A 17,985-nucleotide genomic window follows, 5' to 3' on the forward strand; every position below is an offset into this window, starting at 1 on the left:
CGGACACATAGAGCCCGGTTTCAAAGAGCACATTAACCGCAAAACACCATGACATCTCCTGTCATGGTGTTTTTAGTATGATCAAACGAATGCTTGCCGCATCGCAGCCTTTCACGCGAACTTTTGCAGCACGATCACGGCATTATGTCCGCCAAAACCAAAGGAATTTGAGATTCCGACATGAATATCCTTGACGCGCGCTTCATTGGGCACAACATCCAGATCGCATTCCGGATCTGGAACTTCCTGATTGATGGTTGGAGGAATTTTGCCATCTTGGATCATTTGAACAAGCGCAATCGCCTCCACTCCCCCCGCCGCTCCAAACATGTGGCCGATCATCGATTTGTTGGCCGTTACCGGAATGCGGTGATCAGCCTCTCCAAAAAGACGTTTGATCGCCATCATCTCGGACCGGTCGCCAACCTGCGTGCTTGTGGCATGGGCGCTGATTACATCCACCTGTGCGGGTTCGAGTTCCGCCTCATGCAGCGCCAGCTTCATCGCCTGATAAGCTCCCCGTCCTTCCGGATGGGATGCGACAATATGGTATGCGTCGGAGGTGGCTCCATATCCGGTTACCTCCGCATAAATCCGGGCACCGCGCTTCAGTGCGTGGGAAAGGCTCTCCAGCACCAGAATGCCGGCTCCCTCCGCCATGACAAACCCGTCCCGGCCTGCATCAAAAGGACGGCTGGCCAGCTTCGGATCGCCATCCCAAGTGGAAAGGGTAGTGGCATTGCCGAAGCTCGCCATTGAAATCTCCGTAATCGCCGCTTCGGCGCCCCCGGCAAGCACCACATCCGCTCCGCCAGCGCGAATCAGCCTGAACGCTTCCCCGATTGCCGTATTGCCAATCGAGCAGGCCGTAACCGGAGAAAGCGTCGGTCCCTGTGCCCCGGTGCGGATGCTGATCATCGCAGCGGCCATATTGGATATCATCATCGGCACGAGCAGCGGACTGACGCGCGAAGCACCGCGCGAACGGAGCAGCTCCTCCTGTTCCAACAGGGTGCCGATGCCTCCAATGCCTGAGCCGACATAGACTCCCATGCGCTCTTTGTCGATCTGTTCAAGCTTAAGTCCGGCATCCTGGATGGCGTCTTCGGCCGCTGCCAGCGCAAATTGGCAAAATCGATCCATACGTCGGGCTTCCCTTCTGCCGAAACGTCCATCCGCATCAAAATCGCGCACCACGCCGGCCATATGGGTTTTCATATGTGAAGTATCCCAGGAGTCAATCCGCGAGATTCCCGATTTCCCCTGCAGCATCGCATTCCAGAAGGTTGAAACATCATTGCCGAGCGGCGAAACCAGCCCTGTCCCTGTAATCACAACTCTTTCCATCATTATGTTCCTCCCTGTTACACTTTAGTTATGGAATTATCTTTTCACATCTGTTATCCTATTACAAGTTGTTGTTTATCCTAGTATAATGAATACTATGATTCTTCTTAAGATTAAAGCTTGAAGTGAATAGGAGGCGTTTTTTATGAATCGCGATACCCGTCTACAGGCACTCTCCGCTTTTCTTACGGCCCAGCGCGCCAAAATCCAACCCGAATCAGTCGGGCTGCCTTCCGCTGGACGCCGCCGGACCCCAGGACTGCGCAGGGAAGAAGTGGCACAGCTGGCGGGAGTCAGCAGCACCTGGTATACCTGGCTGGAGCAAGGCCGGGACATCAACGTCTCCTCGTCCGTGCTCGACTGCATCGCCTCCGCTCTGCGCCTGACTGCCGATGAACGGAAATATTTGTTTTCACTGGCGATGGGGACGCCTTCAACGAGCATACCGCAGCAGGAGGAGCCTAGCATTAGCCTTTCGCTGCAAAAGATGGTGGACGAGCTGCATTACTGCCCAACGATCATTTCCGACCGGCACTGCCAAATTGTGGGCTGGAACCGCGCGGCTTCCCATGTATTTTTGGAATTCGACCGGATCCCCCTGGAACAGCGGAATATGATCCGGCTTTTGTTCACCCGCAAGGAATTTCGGAGGCTGGCCGTCAACTGGGAGCATTTTGTGATGGGATTCCTTTCGATTTTCCGTTCCTATTACGGGCAATATGTGGGGGATGCATGGTATGAGCAATTTTTGCAGGAGATGAAGCAGGTCGATCCGGAATTTCTGCAGTTATGGCAGCACAGCCAGGTCAGCAGCGCACCCGAGGTCGTCATTGAATTCCGTCATGCCAAAATGGGGAAGATGCTTTTTGACCTGACTTCCCTGCAGGTACAGGGCGGTGCCGATCTCCGCTGCAGCGTTTATACGCCTGCGGCCGGCTCTTCAACGGAAGCGAAACTGAAACGGCTGATGAATAAAACGGAGGATTCAACAAATTGATAGCGGGGATGTGATTCAATATGGCATTCGGCATTAACCGGAAGGAACTAAACGAGTGGAAAAAAGCGGTTAGCCGCGGGGAAATCGCGTATTTGACCCATTTTTGGCTGGATCCGCGTTTTCCGGGCATCACCACGGTTACCAAAGTGGGCTGTGCGGATCTCGAACGTCTGACAATGTGGTGCGTGGAGCATGATCTGCCCGCCCGGTATATTCACCGCCGCAATCCCTTTCCGCATTTTGATCTGATGGGGTCGAAACAAAAGGAAATTTTAACCAGGGAAGGGCTTTGGGACCAAGTGAAGCGTTTCAAACTGTGAATTGGAAAAAATAAAATAACCCCACAAAGTGACGCGTGACCTTCGAAACTTATTCCGATTACTTTGCGGGGACCCCCGGAAATTCATACTAAAACAGCCCGGCAGCCGCAGGTTGAACGGTGACCCGCAAGGAGCGTCACTTTTACGGCATGTCCGGCAAACGGGCGAACCGTCAGCAGTAAGAAGGACATCGTTCAAATCAGCGCGACAAGGCTGTTCAGTTCAAACCTATGTTTTTTACAGAGAAACTGATTCCCCCGTCTTCCTGCCGGGGTTTTCGTTTTCCTTTGCGTACTACACGACAGGGCCTGCCTTAAAGCTCTCTTCGGCGGAATGCCCCAACTTCTTCAGCAGTTCGACTGCCTGCTTCTTCTCCTCTACGCTGAGACCCTCAACGGCATGCACAAGCACCTGCTGATGATGCGGGAAAATCCGCTCGATAAAGGCCCGTCCTTCATCGGTCAGATCCGCGAAAATCACGCGGCGGTCATCCGGGGACGCTTTGCGGACCAGCAAGTTTTTCTTCTGGAGTTTATCGGCTACATAGGTGATGTTACCGCTCGAAATCAGCACCTTCTCCCCGATCTTTTGCAAAGGCTGCGGGCCTTTATGATACAGCAAATCCAGTACGCCAAACTCTGTCGTGTTCAGGCCGTGGCTTTGAATATCGCGTATGGAATGCGCGACCACCGAATTGTAAGCACGTGTAAGAACGATAAATAGATCCAGGGATATTTCGTCATTGTTCGTTTTGTCTGCCATCCTAGAAACCTCCAAACGTACTATCTTAATGCAAAGATAATAGAAAGCTGCGGGATTGTCAATCTCCCGCTTGTTTCGACGCTGGAGGCTGGCTTTTTAGAGGCAGCACCAATCCCGCTTTTTCAAACATTATTTCCGTTCCAGCACCGTCACCGTGCCATCCTTGCGGCCGATGATCGCCCGGGCGGCAAGCCCGATGAAAAGGCCGTTATCCACGACTCCCGGCATTGCCAGCAGCTTGCGGTGAAGTTCGGCGGGATTGTCGATGGAACCAAAACGGCAGTCCGCAATATAGTTGCCGTTATCCGTGACGAAGATATGATCTTCTTCCGTTCTGAGCATAGGATTCGCACTTATTTCATCCAGCGAAGCGAGTGTCCATTCATTTGCAAAAGGAATGATTTCCACCGGCAGCGGAAAACTGCCCAGCTTGTCCACCAGCTTGCTTTCATCGGCGATGACGATCATCTCCTTGCTGTGAAAAGCAACGATTTTCTCCCGCAGCAGCGCCCCGCCGCCGCCTTTGATCAGGTGAAGTTCCGAGTCGAGCTCATCGGCTCCGTCAATCGTAAGATCAAGGCCATCCAGCTTGGCAAAAGGAATCAGAGGAATTCCATGCTCCTGCGCCAGCTTTTCCGAAGCTTTCGAGGTGGCCACGGCCTGAATTTCCAGCCCTTCGCGCACCCGTTCGCCTATTTTCCGGATTGCCCAATAAGCCGTCGATCCTGTTCCAAGCCCAATCCGCATCCCGTCCTTGACATATTCCACCGCTTTTTCCGCTGCCAACTGCTTCAGATTCATTTTTCCACGCCCCTCTACTGAAATGAGATCCTTGCTTCGGACCCATCGCCCGCCTAGAAGCGGACCCGGCCGGACAGCGCGCTGCATTCTTCTTTAAAGCGCGGCTGCTTCGCCTCGAAGACATGATCAACATGCTTGAATGGGTCATCAATGAGCCAAATTGCAGTTATCATATGTAGTAATAAAGCATCTTTCGAATCAGCCGCCCCTTGCATTTTTAGATACAAGCTCCACGACCTCTACAGGCGATCTGAACAAAAAATCAGGCTCCGGCGCCAAGGTTAGATTTTGTACCTCTTCAAACCAATGGGCCCCCCCGGTCCATGCGCCTGCGGCACGTCCGGCAACCATATCCGCATTGCTGTCGCCAATAAATAATGTTGCTTCAGGTTTGATGCCAAGCGCCGCCATCGCCCGGTCGATTCCTTCGCGGTCGGGTTTGGGCCGCACCAGCTCATCACCCGCCAGTTGCACGTCAAAATAATGCCTCATACCGAGCTTATCCAGCGAAATATCCAAGCTGCGCCGGCTTTTGCCAGTAATGATGCCCATCGGAATCCGCAGCCGGGCTAAGTTATCCAGCATAGTCTGAATATTTGCTGCTAGCGGCAGCATATCCTCATGATATTCATCATACAGACGGTAATACTCACTGCAGGCTTCGGTGGAGAGCGCGCGATCCTGGACAACGCCTGCAATAATCCCGTCCTCCGTTGGACCAAAAAGGCTTACCAGCTCCGGATTGGTATATTCCTTGCCCGCATACCTTCGGAATACTTCCTTAAATGCAAAAAAAGAAAGCGGAAGCGTATCTGCAAGCGTTCCGTCAAAATCAAACAATACACCTTGAAATTGAACTTGCCCTCCCTGATCTCCCATATGGCTCCTCCTCTGACTGTATTCAGGCCTTCGGTATCATCCATCGTGTTGAAGTTTTATGCGTTAAGGATAACCCTTACGCCCTTAGCTGCTGCAATTGCTGTTCGAGGCGGGTTACCGCATCGTTTTCTTCGGCGTTCTCCACGGCATGTTGGCAGGATATGATGTCCAGCATTTCTCCCTTGGCCGCAAATTCAGAGCAGGTTAGCTCCATGATTTGCACCGCATGACCCAGCTTCAGCTCGCTGATGGTTCCATTCATCCGGCATAAGCAGACATGCACTGTTCCTTCAGCTTCCTTGAAAGATGCTTCGAGGAGCGGAATTACTTCCCCAGGCCTCTCTGCTTCGGCTTGGCGGCTCACTTGCACCGTATAAGAGGAAAAAGCCGGAACATCTCCTTTGACTTCCCGCTCCCCGGCAATGATTCGCGAATTTCTCCAGGCAAGCATGCCCGCAAGTGCGAGAATCAATATTGCCAATGCACATCCGATATAAAAAATCAAATCTTCACCTTCATCCATTTAAGGACTGTACACGGCCATAAGACCATGCACAGTCCTTGTATTCATCCGATAAGAGTCAGATGCGCATTACAGTTTTTTCAGCATATGAATATCCTCGGGTTCCAACCGGAACAACTCTTCATCAACGTGATCGGTAATTTTGCCGCCGCTTGCCATATAAAATTGGACTGCGGACTCCGTTTCCGTGGAGGAAATATACAAATAAGACGCTCCGCGCTCCTTCGCTTCCCTGCCAAGTTCCTGGATGATCTTCGTTCCGATTCCCTGCCGGCGGTGACTGCGGCTGACATACATCAGATCCACTTGCAATTGGTCCTGGTTTTCGCCCCGGAACTTGTGTCCGAGTACCCCGAAGCCTACAAGCGTTTCCCCGTCAAAAGCGCCAAAAGCGACGCCGCCGGACTTCAGCTCATATTCGAACCGTTCGATCAATTCCTGCGTCTCCCGCTCATCCCAGGTCGGGCACTCATGCCCTGCAGGAGCCGTTTCAAGCATGCCTTGATTCATTTTGTAAATTTTCCCGATCTGTTCCGATCTGTCGATTTGCCGGATCAACCCGGATTCATGCAGCTGCATCTGTCTAATCATCATTGTTTTATTCTCTCCTTAAATTTTGTTTTGGATTTTCAGCCTCCTTTGATTGAAAACTTATATTTGGAAATGCAATCGTCATTTTTTTAATAACTTCACAGCTCCTCTCTTTTACTTTAATTATACGGAGATTTTGAAAAAATCCAATAATTAGCTTTATTAACATGGATGCTCTAGCAAAATAACCCCACAAAGTGTATCGGAAAGAAGTCCGACGCCTGAAGGGCGCTTTTGCGAAGCAAAAGTACTGAGTGGAGCCTATGCTTCGATGCTTATTCCAAATACTTTGCGGGGACCCCAAAAAACTTATATAACACCCCCACAAAGTGAAGCCTTTGCTTCGATGCTTATTCCAATTACTTTGCGGGGACCCCAAAAAACTTATAAAATTCTATAATTGCAAAAAAAAAGCCTGCGGCTTTAAGCCGAGGCTCTTCGAAATGAAGCTTTTACATGATGTCATCAAGCAGAGTTTTCCCGCGCCTCATACAGAGGCTGCTTTTTTTTGCCGGAAAAACGGATCTGCGGAACGGCAATGCCGATAAAAATGAGTACGATCCCCAACCATTGAAGCCCGCTCACATGTTCATGCGCGATAAATACCGATGCAACCACCGCAGCGGGAAGCTCGGCAGCACCGAGAATAGCCCCCATGCCTGACCCCACTTTCGGCATCCCGATCGCAAAGAAAACAACGGGGATCAAAATACCGAGAAAACCAAGCGCGATGCCGTATTTCCACAGCCCTTCCCCCATGGAACCATCCCACAAAAAGGAAGGAGAAAATACCGACAATACAATGACGCCTGAACCTGATGTCATAATGAAGCTTTTATTAAATGCAGGCACCGATGTCTCTACGCGTCCACTGACAAACATGTACAACGCAAAAGTAAATGCCGACAGTAGTCCAAACACAACGCCGGCGACATTCAGCACTCCGGAAGTTTCGCCAATGATCCCGCCCGCAAGCAGTGTCCCCGCAATCAGAATAAAAATCGATACGATCTTGCTCTTGCTTGGAGCACGGCGGTCAGCCGCCGCTTCCAGCAGAACCCCGATCCAGGTGAACTGGAACAAGAGCACGACGGCGATAGATGCCGGCAGCCGCTCAACGGCTTTTCCGTAAAAAATCGATGTGCCGCTCATGGTGATGCCAACGGCAAGAAGCGACAGCCACTGCTTTAGAGTCAATTTTTTGCGGGAAAAAACCAGCATTAAAATCAGCAGAAACGTCCAGCCAAACACGTATTGTCCGCCCAGCATCTGGTTAACGGTAAAACCTTCATGCATGCCAAGCTTCATAATGGAGGACAGGATGCCGTAGCTGCATGCCCCGATCAAAATCAGCAATGAGTATTTAAATTTGTTCATGACCATTCCTCCTGATGCCAGTTTGCGCATCACCAAAAGCCCCCTGCCTTATAGGCGGGGGGCGAACGAAACCGACGACTGTTAAAGGTTGTTCAAAAAAGTCCGCTCCTTGCGTCCCTAGCTGCATCCAACTCAAGCGTTTGAAAAAACGCACAATGTAGCATGAGCCAAAGCGTTTTGAAAAAACGCACTTCGGAAGTAGATGTTCCGGTGCTGAAAACCGGCCTTTTTAAACACGCAATTTTATGGATCGCCGTTAAAATTTCGCCACTCACGAACGAATCGGAGTTTATAACAGGTGCTGCGATATTTTCAAATGTCGGATCATGATGCTTACAAAATGACATGTTAAAGCATTATTTCGAAGGCGTCAATGAACTACGTTAACATAATAAAGCAAGTACAAGCACCGTGAAATCAAAGGCAGTAAATTTCTTCCCATTTTCCATCTTTCCGTTCCCAGATCCGCTGATTCCTGCTCCCTCTGAATGGGATAGTCAAATCCCGCTGCTTCAGTTCGAACCTTCCGTCCACCAGCACATCGACATAGGACAGCAGCTCCGATTTATACCTGTCGCCGCTTGCTGCGAGCTCTTCCAGCGTATAACCCGTATACGCCCATATATGCTTTCCCTGCTGCCGCAGCTGAAGCGCGACTTGACTCATGCCCCGTGCCTGAAGGAAAGGGTCGCCCCCGGACAACGTAATATCCGTCAGCGGATTGCTTCCGGCTTCCCTAACGATCTCGGCGATGCCCCACGGCTGCCCGCTGCGCATGCTCCAAGACTGGGGATTATGGCATCCCTCGCAGCGATGCGCACAGCCGGCGCAAAATATAACGGTACGCAAACCTTCTCCGTCCACCACGCTGTCATGGATGATATCCATGATCCACACCGCATCTTCCCTGTTTGCCCGATCTTCCGTCGCATCACACATGCTGTTCACCGCCTTTTGGCTCCCCTATCTGCCATGTTTGACCCGGTCGGCTTCCTCGGCGCGTTTGGCCGGGTTCCATTTATCCATATCTCCCACCAGATAACCGGTTATTCTCCGGATTCTTTCGACATGCCCATCTTCGGCGCCGCATGCCGGACAATTTTCGGCGATAATGCCGCTGTAACCGCAGCTTTTGCAGCGATCGACAGGATGGTTGATCGAGCCGTACCCGATTCCATTCTCCGCCATGCAGCGCACGATCCGGTCCAAGGCCGCCGTATTGTGAATCACGGACCCATCCACTTCCACATAAGTGATATGCCCGGCATTGCAAAGCTCATGATAAGGAGCTTCCAATTTGATTTTTTGTGCGGCCGTAATCGGATAATAAACGGGGATATGAAATGAATTCGTGTAATAATCGCGGTCCGTAACCCCCGGAATGTTTCCGAATTGCTCCCGGTCCTTTTTCACGAACTTGCCTGACAAACCCTCGGCAGGCGTAGCGATCAATGTGAAATTCAGGCCGCTCTCCTCAGTTTCGCGGTCCATGCGTTCACGCATCGAGCGAATGATTTCCAGTCCCCGTCGCTGCAGCTCGGGATTTTGCCCATGATGTTCCCCGTAAAGAGCAGTCAATGATTCGGCCAGCCCGATAAAACCGATGCTAAGGGTGCCTTGCTTCAGCAACTCTCCCAGTTGATCATGGGGTCTCAGAAACTCCCCTCCCCGCCATACGCCTTGGGAATATAGGAAACGATAATTGCCCGCCTTTCGGCCCGCCTGATAGCGAAAACGCTCATGAAGCTGTTTGACCGCCATATCCACTGCTTCCATCAGCCGCCGGTCAAACTCGGCCGGGGTTGCGGATAAAAGCGCCAGTTTGACAAGATTGATCGATGTAAAAGAGAGATTGCCCCGGCCAATCGCGTTTTCTTCCCCATTGACATTGCCCATCACGCGTGTGCGGCAGCCCATATAGCAAACTTCGCTTTCCGGCGTGCCGCGGTCATAAGCTTTGTTGAACGAGGCATCCAAAAAGGAAAAGTTCGGGAACATCCGGCGGGCCGTCGTCTCCAGGGCCAGCTTGTACAAATCATAGTTTGGATCTTCCGGCTGAAAATTCACCCCTGATTTCACCTTGAAGATCTGGATTGGAAAAATAGGCGTCTCCCCATTCCCCAAACCGCGCTGCGTAGCGAGCAGCAGCTGCCTCGTCAGCATTCTTCCGTATGCCGATGTGTCCGTGCCATAATTAATGGATATGAACGGAACCTGTCCTCCGCCTCTTGAGTGCATAGAATTTGCATTATGTACAAAAGCCTCGCATGCCTGAAACACGTCGCGTTCGGTCATTTTCCACGCTTCCTGCTCCCGGTCGAAATTTTCGGGCAAGGGCAGCTCCTCCAGCAGCTGCAGTTTCTTCTCATATGTCTTCCGTACATAAGGCGCCAGATCGTAATCAAACATCGGAAAAGCTTGTCCTCCATGCTGCTGGTTCTGGTTGGCCTGCAAAATAATCGACGCAAGCGCCATGGCGCTTTTAATGTCCTGCGGTTCGCGCATATGGCCGTGACCGGTGTTAAACCCTCCCCGCAAAAGTTTGCCCAGCGGAATCTGGCAGCATGTCGTCGTGCCTGCGGCATAGAAATCAAGGTCATGCGGGTATAAAATATTTTGGTCTATAGCTTCCTTGACTTCCGGTGATAACAGGTTCTCATAGGTATACAATCTGGCGCTTTCGCTCCCAAATTTGCTCATGAGTCCCATAGGAGATTTTCCGTCCACATTGGCGTTTTCCTGAAGCAGTTCTTGATTGCCTGCATGTATCATTTCATGGAAGGAACTCCAGAGCTGACTGATTTCATCCTGCTTGCTAACATTCATCAAATCTTCCTCCTTCACGACGTTCAGTGAGGTGGTGTCAAGCCACTCAACACTACATATGGTAGTAAAAACAAATTCACTACACTATATCTATTGTCACAGCGAAAAAGAAAGACTGATGCTGATGCTCTCGAACCTCATCCTCATGAAAGCGTCATCACAGGGTTAAAAAAAGGCCCCGGCAGAAATCCGCAGCTGTAGCATAAAGATTCGAGCGGATGCCCGTGCATGACTTTGACCCGCAAATAAGATTCTCCCGTCTTCTCTAGAAGGGTCAAAACATACCTTAGCATCTTGGCACCCAGTCCCTGGCCCCTATAAGACGAATGTACGGCAAGCACGTAAATGGAAGGAATGCGGTCTTCCGCCGTTTCGATTAAACAGACACCGATCAACGCATGTGTAGCGGCATCATAAAGCAGGCAGGAAGCTGTGAGAGCGCTTTTCGGACTATATCCGGCATACTTGCGAAGATTAGACAGAACGGCAGAGAATGAACCCGCAGCCGCCCCCGGATTGTCTCCTTCATGATGTTCAATTCCAGAGAATATGCCCGCAGGGATGCCAAATTTCTTTTCGGGCTCTCCATAAACATGTTTAAACAAAAATAAACCAATCTCCCGTTCCAGCTTCAGCCTCGGTTCATCGGAATCCAGAGCCGCCTCGACCGGGCGGCAAATGATATTTTGTTCTGCCAAACCGGTATAAGCGGAAGTAGGACGCAGCATCCAGCGGTAGCGGTATGGCTCCGGCCAAAAACCCGCTCTGATGTACGCATCCTCTTGACCTTCCGGCACATCCAAGGCTTGAAGAGGCAGCTCCCGTTCCCCCATTTGCCGCATGGCTTGGGTAATCCGTTTAATCAGCCCGGGACTCGTCTCAAATGGAGGGACCGTAAACAGATTACGAATTCCGCTATCCGAGAGCGCAACCCCTCCCAGAAGCCGATCACCTTGCTTAAGCCAAAAAGGCGCATACCCCTCGGGCAGAAGCACGGAGAGTCCGGTCAGCCGGTGAAAGCCGTCTGCAGCCTGACTGTAATAAACAGAGCAGTACCGCTCCCACACTGCGAATTCAGCACGGCTTAAATCCAGCGAGTCAGCGGGATCAAGAGGAAGCAAATTATCCTGACTTATTTTATAGTCCATATCGCACCCCTTTTAGGGTTGTTTAGAATATGCCACTTACGGTGCGGTTTCTATGACACTTTAAGTGACTGAAGGTTAAAAAGGCTCCCCTCACAATTTTACGCTCAGGCGATACGATTTCATGCCACTTGATGTTGCGATTCCTATGGCATTCGATGGTGCGGTTTATATGCCACTTATCGGTGCGATTTATATTACATTTGATGGTGCCGTTTATACGCACTTAGCGGTGCGAAATCTATTTCATTTCATGGTGCCATTTATATGCCACTTAGCGGTGCGAATCTATTAAATTTCATGGTGCGGTTTCTATGCCACTTTAACGGTGCGATTTATATTACATTTCATGGTGCGGTTTCTATGCCACTTAAAAGTGACTGGAGGTACCTAATTCCCCAAAATCTTTCGGATTTTTGGGTAAAATCCTGGAAATATTACCCTGATCGATATATTATGGAACTAGGTTTCATCTAATAAAACAAACTGTTTTAAAGGAGGATTTTTATGAAGGCTGTTGTTGTTGAAGCATTGGGTTCAGCTGAGCATATGAAATGCATTGATATTCCTAAACCGACCATTTCCGCTAAACAGGTTCTAATCCGCGTGCACACGGCCAGCGTTAATTTTGCCGATATCAAATCGCGGTATGGCAAGAAGGGCGCAGCTAAACTTCCGTTTGTACCGGGTTTGGAAGCTTCCGGGATTGTGGAAGAAGTCGGTGCGGATGTGACTGCCTTCCGCAAAGGCGACAGGGTATTGGCTTTCCCTCATAACGGTTCTTATGCCGAATATATCGCGGCGGACGAGCTTTTGACTTTTGCGGTACCGGAAGGCATCGGACTCGAACTGGCCGGTGCATGCGGTATCGTCTCCTTTCTTTCCTGCAAGCTGCTGACGGAAGTGGCCCGGATGCAGACCGGCGAAAACATCATGGTTCACGCCGCGGCAGGCGGTGTGGGAACTACGGCGATTCAGATCGCCAAAGCGATGGGAGCGGGGTTAGTCATAGGGACCGTCGGCCACGAGAACAAAATCCCGGCAGCCCAAAAAGCCGGAGCGGATCATGTAATCTCTGCTGAACATCAAAAAATCGCCGAACAAGTGCTTGATGTAACAGGCGGCCGTGGGGTAAACATTGTCCTCGACTCCGTAGGCGGGGAGTTGACGCGGGAGAGCCTGAACGTTTTGGCCAAGTATGGACGGCTTATCATTTTCGGCAATTCCAGCGGGGAGTACAGCCAAATCGGAACCGGTGATCTGCATGCCAGCTGCCGTTCCGTACTCGGATACAGTCTGGGAACAACCCGTAAAGAACGTCCGGAATCGCTCCGGGAAACCGCGGCAACCGTATTTGGGCTGTTGGAATCCGGAAAGCTGAATATTCATATTGGCAGGACCTTCCCGCTGCATGATGCAGCCTTGGCTCATGATTGGGTGGAAAGCAGACAAAGCACCGGAAAAGTAATCTTATCCGTGTCAACTAACTAAATATAGTTTGAGGCTTGCAGAAAATAGTTTGTTGGTGGTGATGTGAGGTCATGTCAGTTTCTAACGGACACCACAGCCGCTAAGAGGCTAAAAACAGCCATTCTTAAATTTTAACGGACATCACGGCTCTTATTTACTCCCAAACACCGCCCAAAAGGGACTTTTTGACTAAATAGCGGCGTCTGTGTCCGTTAAAACTCAAAATGGTCGAAATTATCCTCAATAGCGTCCGCTGTGTCCGTTATAATCATATATGGCGGTGACCGTCAGGCCATGTTTGATTCTAACGAAACCTGCAGTCGTTCTAACGAAACCAGCAATCGTTATTTGATCAAAAAAAGGCTTCGCAAAAATCTAACGAAACTAGGAATCGCTATTTAGTAAAATGAAGGGGAATAAAGCCGTATTTCGCCCGAATAACGATATGGAGTTTCGTTAGACTTGGAACATCGTCATTTTTGCCGAAATAACGTTGCTCAGTTTCGTTAGAGTATATTTGAGCCCCAGGCACTTTTTGCCTACATCCACCATGCTCGTTCACTAAAACCCTAGCGCCTCTTGCTTTCATCCGCCATATTCGTTCGCTAAGGCCCCGGCGCCTCTTGCTTTCATCCGCCATACTCGTTCGCTAAAACCCCGGCGCCTTTTGTTCTCATCCATATGCTCGTTCGCTTGGGCGTCAGCCGCTGCTGGCGGCTCTTTGGTTGACCTGTTCATACTCTTGAAGCGGATCGACTAAAATAACCCCACAATGAGTATCGGAAAGAAGTCCGACGCCTCTCACGGAGGGGCGCTTTTGCGGAGCAAAAGTACTGAGTGACGCGTAGCCTTTGAGCTTATTCCGATTACTTTGCGGGGACCCCGGAAGTTTATACTTAAAAAAGGATGCTCCCCCTCTCTTCTGCAGAGCGTGGGAACATCCTTCTTATCTTCCTGCACCTGATCGGCTGCAGTCCCGTTCGATCAATCCGCAATGTCGTAAGGCGCCTTCTGCGCTTGTTGTTCCAAGAAAACCAGGTTAACCGATGGCGGGATGCCGGCAACTCACACAAAGCCGCATCCTTTCGCAAAAAAGGCCTGACGGCAGGTCTCCTTTCACTCACTGAAGCGGGATTATGCAGTGGCTGTTATGTATCCTTTGATTTGCGCCATATGATGCCGGTCATGTTCGTAAAAATCCAGCAAATACTCATCGACGGATAATGTATCCTCATATTTATAGGCGTATTCCGCTTCCGGAATGTTTTGCAGCACTTCAAGCAACTGCTGCCGTGCATCCACGGTTTGCGAAATCAAAGCTTCCTTGCTTTGCGTCAGCCCGTAAGCAGCCGCATCGCGGTTGAATTCGTTGAAATCTTGATTTTTCAATGTCATGGGCCGATGTTCGGCCATCGGGCACACGGCATTCTCCAGAAAATATTTGTCCCAAAGCATGATGTGGCTGACAATATCCCGCGGCGACCATTTGCCTTCCGCGATCGGTCCCGTCCACTTCTCCTCAGGCAGATCCATCAATGATTGGGCAAACGTTATCCATTCCGCATAAGCTTCCAGTTTCTCCTGCTTCGTATACATTGGCGCTCCTCCTTGGCATAACCAATTTGTAATTTCCCTTTCCTGATTATACCATCGGCCGCAGGACGAAACAAGAACATTTGTTTGCCTATTGCTGTTTATTGTCCATTAAGTTCCTCATCTTCCGGTAAGCTTCATGCGTGCCCAGATCATAGCTGGTTCCCTCGGCAAAAAATGCCTTCATTTCTTTTATGCGCGACAGCCATTCCGGAAAATGGCCGGGTGCATCCGGCTCATGACCAGCCTGCAAATAATCCCTGAATAAAGGCAGCGTCTCTTTCCGGTACAGATAAATCGCAAACACTCCGACATCCGTTTTGGGCTGCGCCGGCTTTTCCTTAAACGACAGCACCCGCTGCGAAGCATCCAGTTCCGCCACGCCCACTCTTCTTAGTTCATCCTGATCCTGCATGCGCTGAACAAGGATGCAGTCCTTCTGCTCCCGCAAAAAATACTCCACATACGAGTTCAAATCAAACGTAAACACATTATCGCCTGCGCACACGAGCAAATCCTCGTCGATGCCTTCGCTTTCGATCGCAAACCCGATATCGCCGATGGCTCCAAGCCGATTCTGTTCGGAAGTGGAGCCGTCATTGATGATTTTTACGGTTTTTTTGAAAGAACGGGATTCCATCCATTTCCCAAAAGCTGCATAAAATTTGGCGTTGGATACAATAATGATTTCTGTAATGGAAGCAACGTCCTCCATTTTGCGTATGATCAGGTCCAATACCGTTAGATCGCCTAAAGGGAGCAGGGATTTCGGCAAGTTGCGGGTCAGCGGATACAATCTTGTCGCATAACCCGCAGCCAGAATAAGAGCTTTCATAGTGCCTCCTGTACAATTTATTCTCCTACTCCCAGTATAACTTGAATTACAGCAGCAAGCTTCTTTTTCTGAAAAGAATCACGCCCGCGGCAAAACCGGCCAAACCGACGCCCAGCAAAATGGCAACCACCGGACCCCAGTGAACCGTGCCTTTGACGATCTCTGCGGTATTAAAGAGCGAAAACAGGGAAATATTTTTCATCCAAGCCAGCTGATCGCTGATCTTACCCAATAGATTCAGGCTGAAAAAACCGAATACGATCACGCCGGAGATTCCGAGCGCCCTTTTCTCATCATTCGAAACCGCCGAAATAAAAAAGCTGATGCCGCAAACCGCGAAAAAAAGCAAAAACGCGCCAATGTTCAGCTGTAAAAATGCTTTGGAATCAAAATCGGAGAGGTTCCCGATAAACCACGCGTACCCTCCGTAACCGGCAAGCGTCGTCACCGCCGTAATGACCAGCAAGCCTGTAAGGAGAACGACAGCTTGGGTCAAAGCCACTTTAACGCGCGTCGTTGGCGCGGACAGCAGATATGCCATGGAGCCTTGATCAACGAGCCGGGCCATCAATTGGGTGGAAGTCATGATGCTGAATATGGAAAGAATAAGCACAAACAGCAGTCCGTAATATTCTCCGGAAATAAAAGAATCAACGGTGCCGAAACCATTCTCCAGTCCAAACGCCCTGCCGATTCCTTCAGGCATGGATGCAATAAGCTCGTTCAAGCTTGCCGACTGTTCCATGATGCTTGGGTAGATTCCGAACATCAGCAAAATATAAAAAGCCGAACCAAAAGCATAACTCGTCATCGTACGCAGGTGATTTTTCAGCATTTGTCCATATAACGGCATATTCATATCAGACCTCTTCCTTCCCGGTCATAATAATCCATAAATATATCCTCTAAATTTTGGCTAAACACATCGATGCTGCGGATTTGGTATTTCGCTGTTTCCCTGACAAAATGGTTATAGTCGCCCTGCACCGACACGCGCACCTGATTGCCTTTATAGGAATCGACGTTCAGGCCGCTGGCAAGAAACGCATCCCGGTCCGCTTCATATTCGAAAGTAACTTCAAACAGCTTCCGCTGCACCGCCTGCAGTTCATGGATATTTTTGACGGCAATGATCCTTCCGTCTTTAATGATCGCCGCCCGGTCGCATGTGCGCTCGATTTCCGGAAAGCTGTGGGAAGACATCAGAAAGGTGGTGCCTTTCGCTTTTTCCTCAAGAACCAGTTCGATAAACACCTTCTGCATCAGCGGGTCCAAACCTGACGTCGGTTCATCCAAAATGATCACCTCAGGCTCATGCATAAAAGCGGCGACGATACCCACCTTCTGCTTCATGCCTTTGGACATTTTACGAATCGGGGTTCTGTCATCAAATTGCAATCTTTGGATCAATTCGGCCCTGCGCTGCGGGTTGACTCCGCCCCGTAAACCAGCTAAGAAGTCTAGAAAAGATTTGCCCGTCATCCCTTCCATAAATGCGATCTCTCCCGGCAAATACCCAACCAGCTTCTGAAATTTGCCTTGATCCTTCCAGGTATCCAAGCCATGGATTTGGACGTATCCTTTCTCCGGCTTCATAAAACCCATAATATGGCGGATCGTTGTTGACTTGCCCGCCCCGTTAGGGCCGAGAAATCCGAATACCTCCCCTTTGTGGACGGTAAAAGAGACGTCGTAAATCCCTTTACCGCCCGGAAATACTTTGGTTACATGTGACACCGTTAGCATAGCCAGCGCCTCCCGTTGTGGGAATGAATTTATGAAATATAACCAATCACATATTTCACAACCAGATCATACGCCGGAGAAATCACCGCGTCAATATAATTATGAAATATTTTTATGATATAATTTCATTATTAGACGGCGGCAGCCGGGGACGGAGTTGAAATGCAAATGAATGGTTTTGAGCGTAGAGCAAGGCAAATTAAGGGCAAAATTAAAGAAACCACTTTAAACATGTTATCCACGTCCAGCATGAAGGAAATCCGAATTGCGGATATCGCCAGGAAAGCCGGGGTTTCCCAGGTAACGATTTATAATTATTTCGGCAGCAAAGAAGCTTTGATCCGGGAAATCTTTCTGGAATTCATGGAATCGATTTTGGACGAATTCGAGGCGGTTGTAACTGGGGAAGCCGCATTAAAAGAAAAAATCGAATTCATCATTTTGCAAAAGAAAAAAAACTCCCATTCTTTTCATCCCTCCGTCATTGCGGAGCTGATGGAAAATGATTCTGAAGTCCGGGTTATGGTGCAAAAAAATTATGAAGAGCGCAGCTTGCCTTTAGTTGTCGAACTTCTAACCAAAAGCAAGGCAAACGGGGAGATTTCAAACGATATTTCCATCGATACGGTCATGCTCTATCTGAATATGCTTTATGAATCCTCGCATCGTATGCTGGAATCCATTCAGTACGAAGAAGATCAGGAAAAACTGATCGAAGAGATGGTCCAAGTATTTTTTTATGGTATTTGTGGACCGCAGACCCAAAAATGATT

19 protein-coding genes are annotated in these 17,985 nt (G+C 49.8%); 5 read left to right on the plus strand and 14 right to left on the minus strand.

The annotated features are described in order from the left end of the window. Positions 1-111: 111 nt before the first annotated feature. Positions 112-1,347 (minus strand): beta-ketoacyl-ACP synthase II, encoded by a 1,236-nt coding sequence (gene fabF, locus L6442_RS22860; protein ID WP_212978866.1) that lies wholly within the window; start codon positions 1,345-1,347, stop codon positions 112-114. Positions 1,348-1,492: 145 nt separating this feature from the next. Here fabF and L6442_RS22865 point away from each other — a divergent pair, with 145 nt between their 5' ends. Continuing rightward, the gene (locus L6442_RS22865; protein WP_212978815.1) at positions 1,493-2,344 is read left to right on the plus strand and encodes a helix-turn-helix transcriptional regulator; all 852 of its coding nucleotides are present in this window, start codon (positions 1,493-1,495) and stop codon (positions 2,342-2,344) included. A gap of 20 nt (positions 2,345-2,364) precedes the next feature. Further along, the gene (locus tag L6442_RS22870; protein WP_212978816.1) at positions 2,365-2,664 is read left to right on the plus strand and encodes a hypothetical protein; all 300 of its coding nucleotides are present in this window, start codon (positions 2,365-2,367) and stop codon (positions 2,662-2,664) included. A 294-nt stretch (positions 2,665-2,958) separates the two neighbouring features. Here the strand turns inward: L6442_RS22870 and L6442_RS22875 are convergent, their stop codons facing one another. From L6442_RS22875 to L6442_RS22915, 9 genes are all read right to left on the minus strand, one after another. Then, entirely contained in the window at positions 2,959-3,426 is a 468-nt protein-coding gene (locus L6442_RS22875) for a MarR family winged helix-turn-helix transcriptional regulator (protein ID WP_194231087.1), read from the minus strand. Between the two features lie 129 nt (positions 3,427-3,555). Beyond that, positions 3,556-4,227 carry a ribose-5-phosphate isomerase RpiA gene (gene rpiA, locus L6442_RS22880; protein ID WP_212978817.1) on the minus strand — a complete coding sequence of 224 codons (672 nt, stop codon included), beginning with the start codon at positions 4,225-4,227 and terminating at the stop codon, positions 3,556-3,558. Between the two features lie 198 nt (positions 4,228-4,425). Continuing rightward, positions 4,426-5,106: an HAD family hydrolase gene (locus tag L6442_RS22885; protein ID WP_194231089.1), complete on the minus strand. Its 681-nt coding sequence runs from the start codon at positions 5,104-5,106 to the stop codon at positions 4,426-4,428. A 76-nt stretch (positions 5,107-5,182) separates the two neighbouring features. Then, complete coding sequence (locus L6442_RS22890; protein ID WP_212978818.1) at positions 5,183-5,587, minus strand: hypothetical protein; 405 nt, start codon at positions 5,585-5,587, stop codon at positions 5,183-5,185. A 111-nt stretch (positions 5,588-5,698) separates the two neighbouring features. Beyond that, the gene (locus tag L6442_RS22895; protein ID WP_237100050.1) at positions 5,699-6,223 is read right to left on the minus strand and encodes a GNAT family N-acetyltransferase; all 525 of its coding nucleotides are present in this window, start codon (positions 6,221-6,223) and stop codon (positions 5,699-5,701) included. Positions 6,224-6,685: 462 nt separating this feature from the next. Then, entirely contained in the window at positions 6,686-7,597 is a 912-nt protein-coding gene (locus L6442_RS22900; protein WP_212978819.1) for an EamA family transporter, read from the minus strand. 417 nt (positions 7,598-8,014) lie between these two features. After that, on the minus strand, positions 8,015-8,494 hold the full coding sequence (gene nrdG, locus L6442_RS22905) for an anaerobic ribonucleoside-triphosphate reductase activating protein (protein ID WP_212978868.1): 480 nt from the start codon (positions 8,492-8,494) through the stop codon (positions 8,015-8,017). 66 nt (positions 8,495-8,560) lie between these two features. After that, the gene (locus L6442_RS22910; protein ID WP_212978820.1) at positions 8,561-10,423 is read right to left on the minus strand and encodes an anaerobic ribonucleoside triphosphate reductase; all 1,863 of its coding nucleotides are present in this window, start codon (positions 10,421-10,423) and stop codon (positions 8,561-8,563) included. A gap of 143 nt (positions 10,424-10,566) precedes the next feature. Next, the gene (locus L6442_RS22915) at positions 10,567-11,571 is read right to left on the minus strand and encodes a GNAT family N-acetyltransferase (protein WP_212978821.1); all 1,005 of its coding nucleotides are present in this window, start codon (positions 11,569-11,571) and stop codon (positions 10,567-10,569) included. Between the two features lie 121 nt (positions 11,572-11,692). On the opposite strand from L6442_RS22915, the gene L6442_RS22920 reads away from it, so the two are divergent. Next, entirely contained in the window at positions 11,693-11,863 is a 171-nt protein-coding gene (locus L6442_RS22920) for a hypothetical protein (RefSeq protein ID WP_212978822.1), read from the plus strand. Between the two features lie 212 nt (positions 11,864-12,075). Continuing rightward, positions 12,076-13,059, plus strand: coding sequence for a quinone oxidoreductase family protein (locus L6442_RS22925; protein WP_212978823.1), 984 nt, complete (start codon positions 12,076-12,078; stop codon positions 13,057-13,059). Between the two features lie 1,113 nt (positions 13,060-14,172). Here L6442_RS22925 and L6442_RS22930 read toward each other — a convergent pair. The 4 genes from L6442_RS22930 to L6442_RS22945 form a co-directional block, all read right to left on the minus strand. Then, positions 14,173-14,634 (minus strand): DinB family protein, encoded by a 462-nt coding sequence (locus L6442_RS22930; RefSeq protein WP_212978824.1) that lies wholly within the window; start codon positions 14,632-14,634, stop codon positions 14,173-14,175. Between the two features lie 88 nt (positions 14,635-14,722). Then, positions 14,723-15,466: a nucleotidyltransferase family protein gene (locus L6442_RS22935; protein ID WP_212978825.1), complete on the minus strand. Its 744-nt coding sequence runs from the start codon at positions 15,464-15,466 to the stop codon at positions 14,723-14,725. Positions 15,467-15,512: 46 nt separating this feature from the next. After that, positions 15,513-16,325 carry an ABC transporter permease subunit gene (locus L6442_RS22940; RefSeq protein WP_212978826.1) on the minus strand — a complete coding sequence of 271 codons (813 nt, stop codon included), beginning with the start codon at positions 16,323-16,325 and terminating at the stop codon, positions 15,513-15,515. Further along, a complete protein-coding gene (locus L6442_RS22945; protein ID WP_194231100.1) occupies positions 16,322-17,212 on the minus strand; it encodes an ABC transporter ATP-binding protein in 891 nt (296 codons plus the stop codon). Before L6442_RS22945 ends, L6442_RS22940 begins: the two co-directional genes overlap by 4 nt. 168 nt (positions 17,213-17,380) lie before the next feature. Between L6442_RS22945 and L6442_RS22950 the strand changes: the two genes are divergently transcribed. Beyond that, the gene (locus L6442_RS22950; protein ID WP_212978827.1) at positions 17,381-17,983 is read left to right on the plus strand and encodes a TetR/AcrR family transcriptional regulator; all 603 of its coding nucleotides are present in this window, start codon (positions 17,381-17,383) and stop codon (positions 17,981-17,983) included. The last annotated feature ends 2 nt before the right edge of the window (positions 17,984-17,985 follow it).

This window comes from Paenibacillus azoreducens, assembly GCF_021654775.1.
GTDB lineage: Bacteria > Bacillota > Bacilli > Paenibacillales > Paenibacillaceae > Paenibacillus_AQ > Paenibacillus_AQ azoreducens.